Here is a 14,153-nt window from a genome sequence, read left to right as displayed (position 1 = left end):
AACTTAAAAAGTTGTTTTGTTTCATTGCAAAAAAGATTCGTATAAATAACCATACAAAATGGTTGAATAACAATACTGAATTATCAGACCAAGCATGCAAATGTATAAAATTAATCTAAAAATTAAAGAGTATTGCTTTTATACTTTGTGGAGACATATTCAGAAGCATTATTAAGATTCATTGTTAATTAGTAAATGTCAATGCTCTAACATCTCAATTATTGTCGGAGATTTTAAAATAACAATTTTGCGATTATCATCAGTAAGTGCAGAGTCCCAGAACAATAAATTGTCAGATAATAAGTGTAAACAACGACAAGTAACACGAAAGTCGAAAAAACGAATTTCACTCTTCAACTTCAACAAAAGTTTATTACCTTTGTATGCTAAATAACACTAACGACTAAAACAACACGCGTATGAAATGGCCTGAACCGCTACTACTAATCATTCTCTTACCACTTTACTTCCTCTCCTGTGACAGTAAACCTTATCCTCAGGTCTTACAACTTGCTGATTCTCTCGCAAATACTTGTCCGGACAGTGCTATCGTATTGTTAGAACAATTCAAAGACAGTACACATCAAGAATCTAAAGAGGCACAAATGTATTATCAGCTACTGACCATAAAGGCCAGAGACAAAGCGTATATTACACATACCTCCGATAGCTTGATACTGGAAGTACTGCACTATTATGAAAAGAGGAAAGATAAAAAACACCTACCAGAAGCATATTATTATGCCGGACGGATATATAGAGATTTGGGAGATGCACCGCAGGCGCTGGAATATTTCTTCAAAGCTATTGATGCATCAAATGCTTGCATGAACTATAGATTAACAAGTCGCATCTATAGTCAAATAGGAACCCTTTATCTTTATCAAGAAGTATATGATAAAGCACACGATGTATTCGTCAAAGCATATCAATATGATATCTTGGCAAAGGATAGCATCAGTATTACTTACAGCTTACGAGATATCGGCCGGACGTTTAGCACACTGAACAAGGTGGACAGTGCAATATATTACTACGAAAAGGCAGATAAATTAGCTGACAAAATAAAGAACATAAATCTGAAAAGAATCGTCAACAGTGAACTATCTGAATATTACACTAAACTGGGGATGTATCAAAAAGCTTATCAAAGCATGCAAATTGCCTTTGAGCAGATCAACACTATCAATTTAGCTCCCCGTTATTGTACGGCAGCGCGTTATTACTACCATACAAATCAATTAGACTCAGCTACTTATTATTACACCCAATTGTCACTCATGAACCGATATAGCTACAAGGCAGAAGGCTATCAGGGATTGGGCTACATTGCACGTCTAAAAGGAGAATATAAAAAAGCATTAGAGTATTTAGACAAAGATTTAGCATATACAGATTCTGCGAGAAATATTATTCAGACAGAAACAGTACGCAAAATAAACTCATTATACAATTACCAATTAAAAGAAAAAGAAAACAACCGATTGAAAGATATGGCTAATAACCAGAAGATATGGAATATTATTTTCATCTCCTTTCTCATCTCTCTTATACTAATCTTTGCTGTTTATTGGCAATATCATAAGAGAAAAAAACAAGAAGAATTAGCCCAACAAAGGAGAATAAAAAGAATGCAAGAAGAACAATATAACCAAAGTTTGGCATGCATTGAGGAAAACAGGAGGCAAATAAAAAAACTGGAACAATCGCTACAGAGTGCAGAAAGCATAAAAAGTTCATTAAATCAAGATTTACTCAATCTCCAGAAAAAGCTTATTGAAAAAAGCAATGAGCAAATTATAGCTAAACAAGAATTTCGTGAACAAGGTATCTCTATTTTAAAGAAATCACCAATATACCACAAATTTCTAGAGGCGGAACAAGGGATAAAAATTAAAAAAGAAGACTGGCAAGAACTGACTCATAGCATAAATGAAGCCTATACAGATTTCACGCTACGTCTACTTGATCTCTATCCAATGAAGACAATAGAGATGCAAGTTTGCCTACTCATAAAAATAGGAGTACCTCCTACCCAAATTGCATATATAACCTCACATACCAAGCAAGCCATTACATCCATACGAAAAAGGTTATACAAGAAGGTTTTCAATATGGATGGAAGCCCCGAAGATTGGGATATTTTCATTAGCTCAATGTAGTCAGAAGCGTACTTGTTGCGTACTATTATTATTGAGTACATATAAAATGCGTACTTATTGCGTACTTAATTATCGCATGATTCTTACACGAAGTCCCTACATTTGTAAAAACTCAAAAATTATAAAGTAAACGTCAATCTATACAAACTTTATAAACACCCTAATTATGATGAAACTATCGCATTTCTTTTTCCTGATATTAATACCGGTTCTGCATTCTTGCTCATCCGATGAACATTATCTTGATTTCACCATTGAAAAACAAGATATAAAAATAGCAAAAGCATTTTGGGGAAGAATAAAAATATTAAGCGGTAATATGGATTATAGTATAAATAACTTGAACTCTGATATAGCTGAAGCATATATCTATGAAGACGGGGAATATGGCAACATAGTCATAAAACCGATTCAGAAAGGTAAAGCAACTATTGAAATAACAGATAACATTTGCCACACCAGTATTATTATAAAAGCAGAAGTTGTAGACAATGAAATCGGAACCATCATACGTGAAAGCAATCACCCTTTATTGAAAGAAGGCGGTTTTTTATGGTTCAAAGAGGATGAAAAGCGCTCATTTCGCATAACCGTTCAAGATGTGGACATTGCAAAAGGGTTATATTCAATATACAAATCCGAGAAGAAATACTACCTTTCACTCGCCTATAAGAACGATGATGGCAATGAGGCCACGGAAGTTTATGATATAGGAGAAAGCGACTATGTAGCATTGTATATGTTGGACACTATTTTAAACTTAGGTTTATTCGAAACTACAAGATCGGCTCCTCCTCCTAAGGCTCACTGGCTGAGAATGAAAGGGATTAACAACGAATATAACATCAATTGCATAGCTTCTAACGATGAAGGATATGACATAGAAGGGGAAACTCGATGAAGCACCCAATTTATCGCTTTTTATCACTGTCAATATAAAAATTAAAATATGAGACTGAACTACACTTTATTTGGGGTACTGTTACTGCTTTGGAGTGGATGTGATTTTTCGGAACCGGAACCAGAAATCGAACCGCCGACTGTAGTAGAGAAAGATCCTGTTGATATAAAAGTATTTATAGAAACAGTAACGAACGATAAAACCTATGATTACATAGACTTATTGGGCAGAGGATTTGACTGTAAAAAGAGTACCATAAAGGGATATATAAATGTAAAAAGCAAAGTTATTGATGTAGAACGTCTGTTAGCAGGTGACGGATATGACTGTATAAAACAGGAACCAGTTAAACTATACCCTTATTCTATGGAAGTAGCTTTGTTGTACGAGGGAGGACATTGGATTATAAATGAGAATCGGGACCTAAATAGATATATAGATAATATCTATTCAAATAGCCATGTGGAAACGAAGATAGGAGATGATATTCTTGAACTATTTACTGAGGACATAGGAGATATAGAGGAGAATTTGCAAGGTAATTACTTTTACAAGGCAGAATTACTAAAGCCTACCAGCAGATACACCCTTCCCCATGTTTGGCCGGAGTTTTTATGTTTTTTCTTGTCTAAAGAGTTCCTGAATGATTTAGAGAAGAGTAACGGGGATGAGATAGTGAAAAAATATGGTACTCATGTTCTTACCGATGTGCTCTTGGGGGGATATGCATCTATTTCTTATATTGCTCAATATAGCTATATGCTATCTGACGTAGACTATAAAAAGCGAGTTCAAGTTTATACCAACTACTTTTCCGTTTCCCGTTATCCTCTGGAGGCAACCCAGATCTTTGAGGAATGCAGTAAAGTAAGTATTCGTTGTAAAACCAATGGAAGGAACCCGTCACATTTTGTTGCCAAAGGCGATAAAATCATGGGCTTTGACAAGTGGATTAGAGAAATTGATAATCAGGTGGGAACTTTAATTGGAATCGGACACTCTACCACTCATATATTTTTAATAAGTGATTTTGTGAAAGATGAAAAGAAGAAAACTGAAATAGAAAAAGCGATTCTACGGTATTGCAATCAATAACCGATACACAATTTCTGAATCTTTTTGAATACATCATTGGACATTTCATTGTCTTCTCTTTTTCTTTGAGTGGAAAACCGTTATCTTTGCACACCAAAATGCGCTCATAACAAAAGAGATACATATATCACAATGGAAAAGAAATTCAAACGCACTACCGTTACGTCGGCATTGCCCTACGCTAACGGACCCGTTCATATCGGACACTTGGCAGGAGTTTATGTACCCGCTGATATCTACGTCCGCTATCTGAGACTGAAAAAAGAAGATGTAATCTTTATCGGAGGTTCGGACGAACACGGAGTACCCATCACAATACGCGCCAAGAAAGAAGGCGTAACACCGCAAGATATAGTAGACCGTTATCATACGCTTATCAAAGAGTCTTTTAAAGAGTTCGGCATCTCATTTGATGTATACAGCCGCACAAGTTCAAAAACTCATCACGACACCGCTTCGGAATTCTTCCGTAAGCTGTACGATAAAGGCGATTTTATCGAAAAAACCAGCATGCAGTATTACGACGAGGAAGCCAAGACTTTCCTTGCCGACCGCTATATCACAGGCGAATGTCCCCACTGCCATGCAGAAGGTGCCTACGGTGACCAATGCGAAAAGTGCGGTACGAGCCTCAGCCCCACAGACCTGATTAATCCGAAAAGCGCCATCAGCGGAAGTAAGCCCGTAATGCGCGAAACGAAGCATTGGTATTTGCCGCTTGACCAACATGAAAGCTGGTTGCGCCAATGGATTCTGGAAGATCATAAAGAATGGCGTCCCAATGTATACGGTCAGTGCAAAAGCTGGCTTGACATGGGCCTGCAACCCCGTGCGGTAAGCCGTGACCTTGATTGGGGTATTCCTGTACCCGTAGAAGGAGCAGAAGGAAAGGTGCTGTATGTATGGTTTGATGCCCCTATCGGCTACATCAGCAACACAAAAGAGTTGCTGCCTGACACTTGGGAAACTTGGTGGAAAGATCCCGAAACCCGTCTGATCCACTTCATCGGTAAAGATAATATCGTATTCCACTGCATCGTATTCCCTGCCATGCTGAAAGCAGAAGGAAGCTTTATTCTGCCTGATAACGTACCGAGCAATGAATTCCTGAACCTGGAAGGCGACAAGATTTCGACTTCACGCAATTGGGCCGTATGGTTGCACGAATACCTGGTAGACTTCCCCGGCAAGCAGGATGTGCTTCGCTATGTGCTGACAGCCAATGCACCTGAAACTAAAGACAATGATTTCACCTGGAAAGATTTCCAGGCACGCAATAACAATGAATTAGTAGCCGTTTACGGTAATTTTGTGAACCGTGCCCTGCAACTCACCAAGAAGTATTTCGATGGTGTAGTACCCGCTGCCGGTGAATTGACAGAGTACGACCGCGAAACACTGAAAGAATTCTCTGATGTAAAAGCAGAAGTAGAAAAGTTACTGGATGTATTCAAGTTCCGTGATGCACAGAAGGAAGCCATGAACCTGGCCCGTATCGGAAACAAATACCTGGCAGATACCGAACCCTGGAAGATTGCCAAAACGGATATGGATCGTGTAGCCACTATCCTGAACATCTCCCTGCAACTGGTTGCCAATCTTGCCATTGCATTCGAACCATTCCTACCGTTCAGCAGCGAAAAACTACGCAAGATGCTGAACATGGACAGCTTCGACTGGGCTACTTTGGGCAGCACTAATTTATTGCCGGCCGGACACCAGTTGGCTACTCCTGAATTGCTTTTCGAAAAGATAGAAGACAGCGTTATTGAAGCACAGGTACAGAAGTTGCTCGATACGAAAAAGGCTAATGAGGAAGCCAACTACAAAGCCAATCCTATCCGCCCGAATATCGAATTCGACGACTTCATGAAGCTGGATATTCGCGTGGGTACCGTATTGGAATGTCAGAAAGTTCCCAAAGCCGATAAATTACTGCAATTCAAGATTGCCGACGGACTGGAAAACCGTACTATCGTCAGTGGTATCGCACAACACTACAATCCGGAAGAATTGGTAGGCAAACAAGTATGTTTCATTGCCAATCTTGCTCCGCGTAAGCTGAAAGGCATCGTCAGCGAAGGTATGATCCTCTCTGCCGAGAACTTTGACGGTTCACTCTCCGTAGTTACAACCATGAAGGAGGTGAAGCCGGGTAGCGAAGTGAAGTAAAAATAATCTTAATGCCGAATGACAACTCAAGAACTCATATCTGCACGTAGCAACGAAGCCAATCTTGGCCAAGAAGAATTTGCGTGGTTGTTATTCGGCATTCATGATAAGACTCACGCTGTTTTAGGCAGCTCATATAAACCGACACGTCCCTCGCTTGACGCCCTAAAAAGAGAAATAGCCGAAGGGACCAACTGTGGCATTACTTTTACGGAAATACATGAAATCATGTATCAAGGGAAAAGAGTTATCATGTTTCAAATTCCGGCAGCTCCTAAAGGAATCCCGACTTCTTATAAAGGATACTATTATGGACGCGATGGCGAATCATTATCAAAAGCTTATTGAAGGAAGAAAGCCGAACCTATTTATAGCAAAACCGGTTGCTCAGCAATTAGATCAGAAAACAGCCTATTCCAACAATAAAGGATTTGAGGACAGTTATTATTGTGATTTAATTTTAAAAGCACTCACTGAACACGGTACGCTTACAAAAAAGGAAATAACAGAATTACTTTGGAATAAGTTGCCAGATGTATTGAGCGAAAGCCAAAAACACTCAAAAGTCAGAAACCTACTTACCAAACTAAGGAAGCAGGATAAGATTAGAAATGTATCCAAAGGCATACACTCGGATTGGTTTCTTAATGCGGATAATTTAAACGCAATTTAAACGCAATTTAAACGAGGTTATGAATGTAACATGCTAATAATAAGCAATATGTATTTTAACATTTACGAGCAATTTATCCGAGATTTAAACGCAATTAAATGATATCTTAATCATAAATCGAACAAGGAATGACAGAAGCATCACTCAAAGAGAAAACAGCAAAAGGATTATTCTGGGGCGGAATAGGCAACGGCGCCATGCAACTGCTAAACCTCGTCTTCGGCATATTCCTTGCTCGGTTGTTATCCACAACAGACTATGGCATGGTGGCCGTATTGACCATCTTCTCCGCCATGGCCGGAATTTTCTCGGAGAGTGGCTTCATCCTGGCACTTGTCAATAAGAAAGAGGTAAAGCATGAGGAATATAATTCCGTATTCTGGTTCAACATCAGTATCGGCGCATCACTTTACCTCATACTTTTTCTTTGTGCTCCTTTCATCGCCGATTTCTACCATACACCCGAGCTTACCCGGCTGGCCCGTTTCCAATTTCTGAGTTTCTTCATCGGAAGTTTCGGTACTGCCCCTACGGCCTATTTTTTCCGTAATCTCATGGTGAAAGAGCGTAGTCAGATACAGATAGCCGCCATTCTCATTTCGGGTATTACAGGTGTCAGTTGTGCCTACCATGGCTGGGGATACTGGGGAATTGCCGTACAGACCGTTGTGTATGTCAGCACCAACACTATCCTGCTTTGGATATTCTCTCCCTGGCGGCCTACTTTTTCGTTCCGCTTTCACCCATTACTGGAATTATTGCCTTTCAGCAGTAAATTACTCTTTACCTCGCTCTTCACTCATATCAATAACAACATCTTCTCCGCATTGCTGGGACGTTTCTACACCATCCAGCAAGCCGGTTACTACTCACAGGGAAGCAAGTGGACGACGATGGGATATTCCACCATTTTCGGAATGATAAACAGTGTAGGGCAACCTGTGTTCAGGGAAGCCTCGGAGGACAGGCAACGATTGCAAAACATATTCCGCAAGCTGATGCGCTTCACCGCCTTTGTCAGTTTCCCCGCTATGTTGGGGCTCGCCATTGTTTCTCAGGAACTGATCGTAATAAGCATTACAGAGAAATGGCTACCCTGTGTACCCGTCATGCAGATACTGTGCGTATGGGGAGCCTTCATGCCTATTTCAACTCTTTACTCCAACCTGATGAATAGCATCGGCCGGCCGAACGTATATATGTGGAACACCATCGCACTGGGCATCTTCCAACTATTATGCGTGTGGGGTAGTTACCCGTACGGTCTGAATATCATGCTGATAGTCTATACAGCAGCCAATATCTTCTGGCTACTCATCTGGCATTATTTTGCTCATAAACATATCGGAATTTCCCTGCTTAATACACTGAAGGATATAGCTCCCTATCTCATTATATCTGTAGCCGTAATGACTTTTACTTACTGGGTGGCAGGTTATGTGAAGAACATCTATCTTTCCTTACTGGTGAAAATCGCTTTAGCTGCCTCACTCTACATATTCCTGATGTGGAGCCTGAAGTCGACCGTATTCAGGGAAAGTCTTCAATATCTATTTAAAAAGAAAACCATACAATAATGACACTGCAAAATGTAACTGTAATCATCCCTGCGCACAACCGTCCCGAGCGCTTGCGCAGATTGCTCGACTACTATAGCCGCACAGATATCAAGATTCTTGTTCCCGACTCATCCGACCATCCGTTTGCCGATGCGGAGAAGTACCCGGACATCACTTATCTGCACCGTCCTAAACTACATTTCCTGTTGAAGCTGAAAGAAGTGCTTCCGATGATTAATACACCCTATGTGCTTTATTGCGCTGATGATGATTTCGCTGTTCCCTCCGGCATTGCGCAGATGACCGCATTTCTAGACGAACACCCAGATTACAGCACTGCACAGGGACATTACCTGACCTTCACTCCCCATAAAGGGAAAATATCATTCTACCCTCGCTATATCCGCTACTTCGATAAACAAGTAACGGGCGACACTCCCCGGGAAAGACTTTTACAAGAGAAGAACATGTATGCCTCATTACTCTACTCCGTCATCCGGACACAAGCTTTTCAGAGGATGTATGCAGCTTGTTTCAACCCGGACGGAAGCCTGCGTTTCCGCAACCTTTTCCTGGCTGAAGAGTTCTTTAACCATGCTGCGCTTATCTTCGGCAAATATGCTACACTACCCTATTTCTACAGTGCCCGCGAGCGTATCAGAGGTTCCGCCACGGAAACCACCGTACCTGTTTCAGTTATCAAAACCTCTCATAAATATCGGGAGGAATATCAAGGTTTCCTTCTGGCGTTATCAGAATTACTGGCAGCCCGGGAAGGTGATACGCTTGAAGATGCTTTCTCCTTTATTTGCAGCATCAGCGATATGCCTAAAGACACTGCCGAAATCTCTGGCAAAAGGAAGATTATGGAATTCACTCATAAGCATCCCCTGTTACGTTGGGTAAACAGGCTGGCTGACTGGAGATATACTCAGAAAGGATTGAAAGCGGTACAAGGTATGCAAAGCTACCCCTGTACATTCTCCACACCGGAAAAAGAAGAAATTATCAAAGCTATTGAACAATCTTAAAGACACGCAAAAATGACAAATAAAACTGTTTCTATTGTAACAGGTACTTATACGACACCTACCTCTTTCCGGGAAATCAAGGTCTACAAAGTAAGGGAAAAACCTCAGGATAGAAACTGCTGAAGCACTCCTTCAAGCATCCCATTATCAGAAAGCAGTTTCTCCACAAACTCACGAAAGGCACCAAAGCCCCCATGCTGTGCGGTGACGTAATCGACCTCACGTTTCACATAATCCGGTGTATTACTGGGGGAAGCGCTGAATCCAACCTTACGGAGCAGAGCCAAGTCGTTCACATCATCACCGATGAAGGCAACATCCTGCAACGTAATGCCCAACTCACGACATAAATCTTCCGCCTGTGCCACTTTATCTTTCACTCCCAGGTAGCAGTAATCTATCTTCAGTTTATCAGCACGCTTCTGAACAATCTGCGTATTCTCACCCGTCATAATGGCTACAGGTATATTCAGCTTGCGAAGGAAAATAACTCCCCAGCCGTCTTTCACAGAGAAGCGTTTCATCACATCGCCCTGTTCGGTATAGTACATTCCACCATCAGTCCACACACCATCAATATCGGTAATCACTAACTTTGGTAACATAGTTTTTTCTTTTTATTCAGATGATACAATCATTTATTTCCACTTCCCGCTCTTTCCCCTCAGCCCATCGCGATAGCCACACAGCAATGCCCACAACTTACTGAACTTCTGCCGCTCATACAGTATGATAAAAACCACACGCTTATAAAAATGATAGCGCAAATGCGACTTCAAATTCAACGCCTCTGGATACAGACGATGCAGGAGAATACCATTGCGCACATTATAGTAGGAACGGGCCGGACCGTATTCATTAGGAAATACTTCTTTTCCCAGCAAACGCCTTTTCTTCTTCTGATAACCCAAATCGTGTGTCAACAGAATATTCTTGAAACATAAAACGGGAATATCTTTCCTTTTAGCCCTCCAACAAAACTCACAATCCACTCCCCAGACAAAGAGGGATTCCATAAAGTCGCCCAAAGTATCGAACAGGCTAACCGGATATATACTTCCCGAAGTCATTGCCGAATACACTTCATCCACAGAGTCCGTTGGCGGATACATGGTGGTTTGCTGGGATTTAATGAAATAATTGGTAGAGAAAATGGCAGCCTTGTCCTCACCATAGCTACGGATTGCCCGAAGGTAGCTTTCGAAGTTCCGCCCACCGAAACAGCTATCCTGATCCAAGGTCAGCAGATGCGTAAATCCATTTGCACGGGCATATGCCACCGCCTTATTCAGCGCAGAACCAATGCCCAGATTTTCACCGCAACCATCCAAAATGATTTTCCCTCTCCCGTCTCCCAAAGAATCCAAATCCAGCTCCCTGCGATCTGTAGCCGGAGTATTATCCCACAACATCAATTCATCCAGTTGAGCAAGATAGGTAGCGATATTCTTTACTACCGAATCATCCGGGTAATATAAGATGACTATGCCTAAGAGTTTCATAAATTATCGGATGACATCCGGATAGATAATCTCATTCCGGGGAATTTCTTTCAGTACTTTATGCCCTACCACTTTCGCACGCTCCACCCACTTAAAGCCGTCACCGGGACTCAACAGATGGATATCTTGTTCGGTAATGATATCTCCGGGATGCAGCGTCTTATTCGTTGCAATGGAACGCTCCAGTTTCACCTTTGCCGAGGCAACGGAAGAGTCGATATACAGTTCTTCTTTTCCCAGCCAACGTTCGGCAATACGGATATCACGTATCATGCGGTTCACACCGTCGGGGCCAAGAGAACCTTGCTGATCGGTTCCCTTCATACGGCGGTCGATGGTGACATGCTTCTCTATGATTTCCGCACCCATACCCACGGCAACGATAGGAGCGGCAATACCGATGGTATGGTCGGAGAAGCCGATGCAATACTGCCCATAGTGCTGTTTCAGATAGGTGATAGTCTTCAGATTCAGATTATCAGGCTGGGTAGGATACTGGGATACACAATGCAAGATAGATATGTTGTTATGATAACGGGTAATCACCTCCAAAGCATCATCCAGTTCTTTTCTGCCTGCCATGCCGGTAGACAGAATAATGGGTATCTTGGTTTCAGCCATCACTTCCAGCAACGGCAGGTTGGTAAGATCGCGGCTTGCCACTTTCAGACGGTCGGGCGTGAAGAGTTTCAGCAAAGAGAGGCAGCCTTTGGAGCAAAGTGTTTCCACGAAATCAAGCCCTAAAGACTTGGCGTGCCTATACACCTCGAAGTGTTCCTCGTCCGTCAACTCCAGAAAAGCACGATGTTCGCCGTAGGTACGTCCGAAAGAATGGGGGGAATCATACGGACGGTTCATCTGTGAGTCCGTCAGTTCTTCATTCAAATCCCGTTTAGTCAATTTCACCGCATCCATCGGACGAAGTTCTATATTGAACACTTCTTCACGAACAGGGCGGGACACCAGGTCTACGATCAGTTTGGCTATATCGACGGAACCGTTATGGTTCTGTCCGATTTCTCCTATTATATAAGTACTATTCATTTACGAATTATAAATTACGAATTACACTTGGCTGCACGGCGGTAGAAGGTATGTATGGGCTATTTTTCATTTCTTGCAATATTCTCCAACATTCTGGCACGATAGTCGGGATGCGATTGCACCAGTTGCAACAGGGCATGCACACTACGGTCGGTCTTCTCATGGAAGGTGGCATAAAGTTCCTGTAGCAAGGTGAAGTCTTCCATCGTATCGAGAGTGAAACGAAGATCGAAACGCCCTTCCAACTCAGCCGGCAACGGAAGCAGACGCACCTTGAATTTTTCGGGATGCGTATAGAGATAGATAGTGACATGCTCGATGTAAAGTTTCTCTTGCGTAGAAACGGCGGCACGACGCAGAGCGTCAATCGTTGTCAACTCGGAATATAAGCCCAAATGGGATTTGATGGTAGGACGCCCATCAGCAAAGCCATAGGCAATATAATCTGCCGGACAGAAATTGTGTTCGGCAAAGAAGGTATTGAAAGTTTCGGGACGAAGGAACGGATTATCCGAACAAACACGGATAAAGCGGTTGATACCGAAAACTTCGGCAGCACGGATAAAGCGGTCGAGTACATTGTCCTCGTCGCCACGAAAACTAAGGATACCCGCCTGACGGGCGGTTTCGGCAAGCACATCGTCCTGCGGGCGATTGGTGGTGGCAAGTACAATACATTTGTCCGGACAAGCCTGTTTGATATTGGCTATCAGAATGTCGATGATGCGCTGTTCGCCATAGAAGGGGAGCAGAATCTTGTTGTGCAGCCGGGTAGAACCGGTGCGTGCCTGAATGATTATTCCATCTTTCATAATTTCATCCGTTTAAAAGCGTCGATATAAGAGCCGGGAGTGACATTGACAATTTCCTTACCCAGTCGGCGTGCGTAGGCTTCGAGTATAAAATAGGACTTGAAGGCTACGTGCATGTGATAGAGAATAATGTGAAGCCGGGCACTGTTCAAGTTTTCCTGTTTCACGGTTTCGGCCTGCGATTTATTCTGGTCGTAGAAGTGCTTTTGGTGCATCAGTACTACGTTGTCGTCCGTTACGGTGATCTCCGGCAACCAGGAATGGTCAGCACCTGCCAAATAGATTTTCTTGAAAGGCAGGCGCAATCCCATAGCGATAGAAGGTATCAGCACGTTATGCGGACGGGGAACGCCCCAGCCTTTGCGGAATATCCAGTTGCAGAAACCCTGGAAGCCTTCGATAGGCGTTGTATTATAAACATAGAGCTTGATGTGGGGGTTACCCGCCAGTAAGGGTTGCCATTCTTTATTCTTCAGGGCACGGGCAGGGACAAAGAAGTTCATGTCCCAGGTAGTCTTCTCGGCCATTGTCTTGAAAAGCTGTATACGCTTCTCGGGAACGATCCAGAACAGCGGGTCTGCAATCAGATAAAGTTCGGGGCGGAGACGCTCGAACATAGGAGAACTTACACAGAAGTTCACTGCCAACAAGGTTTTTCCCTTGATGAAATCCGTCGAATCTTCTACCGTGCGGTTCAGCGAAGGGCCGTTAGCCAATATCAGCAATTCATCCGGATTACTGAAAGAAGACGGCAAGCGCGTGCGCCACTTGGACTGCAACAGGATTTTCACTATACTGAGGAAGCACTGCCAAAGCTGTTCCAACCATTTCAAACCTTTTTCTCCCATATTGTTATAAAAGTTACGAGCTATAGTTTATGAACTACAAATACCAAGTACTTTCAGACTACCTGCGAACAATTATTCGCCCTACCATGTGGCATCATTTAAACGGCAGATTCACAACGCTTATTCGGTTCATTTGCAACACTTGCAATACATTTACGTAACACCTACAATACATTTCCACAACACTTGCACGGTACAAATCAAACACTTGTGTCCCGTAATCATCCTCTTGAACACTTATAAACAGAATCTTTCCCCTCCAATCACAACGCAGCCACTCGTAGCTCGTAGCCTGTAACTTGTAGCTAATTTATTCTCCTGCAAAGATAGATACTTTAGCGGTTACTGGCTAAA

13 protein-coding genes are annotated in these 14,153 nt (G+C 42.4%); 8 read left to right on the top strand and 5 right to left on the bottom strand.

What is annotated here, in order from left to right; translation table 11 throughout:
• The first annotated feature begins 419 nt into the window (after window positions 1-419).
• The 8 genes from BACCELL_RS10335 to BACCELL_RS10300 all read left to right on the top strand — a co-directional run bounded on the left by BACCELL_RS10335 (window position 420) and on the right by BACCELL_RS10300 (window position 9,593).
• Entirely contained in the window at window positions 420-2,162 is a 1,743-nt protein-coding gene (locus tag BACCELL_RS10335; RefSeq protein WP_007211704.1) for a tetratricopeptide repeat protein, read from the top strand.
• A gap of 166 nt (window positions 2,163-2,328) precedes the next feature.
• Window positions 2,329-3,063, top strand: coding sequence for a hypothetical protein (locus BACCELL_RS10330; protein ID WP_007211703.1), 735 nt, complete (start codon window positions 2,329-2,331; stop codon window positions 3,061-3,063).
• Between the two features lie 48 nt (window positions 3,064-3,111).
• Window positions 3,112-4,158, top strand: coding sequence for an MAC/perforin domain-containing protein (locus BACCELL_RS10325; RefSeq protein WP_007211702.1), 1,047 nt, complete (start codon window positions 3,112-3,114; stop codon window positions 4,156-4,158).
• A gap of 132 nt (window positions 4,159-4,290) precedes the next feature.
• Window positions 4,291-6,330 (top strand): methionine--tRNA ligase, encoded by a 2,040-nt coding sequence (gene metG, locus BACCELL_RS10320; protein ID WP_007211701.1) that lies wholly within the window; start codon window positions 4,291-4,293, stop codon window positions 6,328-6,330.
• 18 nt (window positions 6,331-6,348) lie between these two features.
• Window positions 6,349-6,678 (top strand): ATP-binding protein, encoded by a 330-nt coding sequence (locus BACCELL_RS10315; protein WP_007211700.1) that lies wholly within the window; start codon window positions 6,349-6,351, stop codon window positions 6,676-6,678.
• On the top strand, window positions 6,641-7,003 hold the full coding sequence (locus BACCELL_RS10310; RefSeq protein ID WP_044153582.1) for a hypothetical protein: 363 nt from the start codon (window positions 6,641-6,643) through the stop codon (window positions 7,001-7,003). Before BACCELL_RS10315 ends, BACCELL_RS10310 begins: the two co-directional genes overlap by 38 nt.
• A 128-nt stretch (window positions 7,004-7,131) precedes the next feature.
• Window positions 7,132-8,580 carry a lipopolysaccharide biosynthesis protein gene (locus tag BACCELL_RS10305; RefSeq protein ID WP_007211698.1) on the top strand — a complete coding sequence of 483 codons (1,449 nt, stop codon included), beginning with the start codon at window positions 7,132-7,134 and terminating at the stop codon, window positions 8,578-8,580.
• Window positions 8,580-9,593 carry a glycosyltransferase family 2 protein gene (locus BACCELL_RS10300; RefSeq protein ID WP_007211697.1) on the top strand — a complete coding sequence of 338 codons (1,014 nt, stop codon included), beginning with the start codon at window positions 8,580-8,582 and terminating at the stop codon, window positions 9,591-9,593. Before BACCELL_RS10305 ends, BACCELL_RS10300 begins: the two co-directional genes overlap by 1 nt.
• A 104-nt stretch (window positions 9,594-9,697) precedes the next feature.
• Here the strand turns inward: BACCELL_RS10300 and BACCELL_RS10295 are convergent, their stop codons facing one another.
• From BACCELL_RS10295 to BACCELL_RS10275, 5 genes are read right to left on the bottom strand one after another with little or no spacing between them, the layout of a single operon-like run.
• A complete protein-coding gene (locus BACCELL_RS10295) occupies window positions 9,698-10,198 on the bottom strand; it encodes a KdsC family phosphatase (RefSeq protein ID WP_007211696.1) in 501 nt (166 codons plus the stop codon).
• Window positions 10,199-10,231: 33 nt separating this feature from the next.
• Window positions 10,232-11,095, bottom strand: coding sequence for a glycosyltransferase (locus BACCELL_RS10290; RefSeq protein WP_007211695.1), 864 nt, complete (start codon window positions 11,093-11,095; stop codon window positions 10,232-10,234).
• Between the two features lie 3 nt (window positions 11,096-11,098).
• Window positions 11,099-12,139, bottom strand: a complete 1,041-nt coding sequence (locus tag BACCELL_RS10285; RefSeq protein WP_007211694.1) for an N-acetylneuraminate synthase family protein — start codon at window positions 12,137-12,139, stop codon at window positions 11,099-11,101.
• 59 nt (window positions 12,140-12,198) lie between these two features.
• Window positions 12,199-12,951, bottom strand: coding sequence for a cytidylyltransferase domain-containing protein (locus BACCELL_RS10280; protein ID WP_007211693.1), 753 nt, complete (start codon window positions 12,949-12,951; stop codon window positions 12,199-12,201).
• Complete coding sequence (locus tag BACCELL_RS10275) at window positions 12,948-13,799, bottom strand: hypothetical protein (protein WP_007211692.1); 852 nt, start codon at window positions 13,797-13,799, stop codon at window positions 12,948-12,950. The genes BACCELL_RS10280 and BACCELL_RS10275 overlap by 4 nt, the downstream gene beginning before the upstream one ends.
• Window positions 13,800-14,153: the final 354 nt, after the last annotated feature.

Origin of the sequence: Bacteroides cellulosilyticus DSM 14838 (assembly GCF_000158035.1) — a bacterium.
GTDB lineage: Bacteria > Bacteroidota > Bacteroidia > Bacteroidales > Bacteroidaceae > Bacteroides > Bacteroides cellulosilyticus.
The sequence above is the reverse complement of the archived record's forward strand: the minus strand, read 5'-3'. Positions and strand labels throughout refer to the sequence as shown.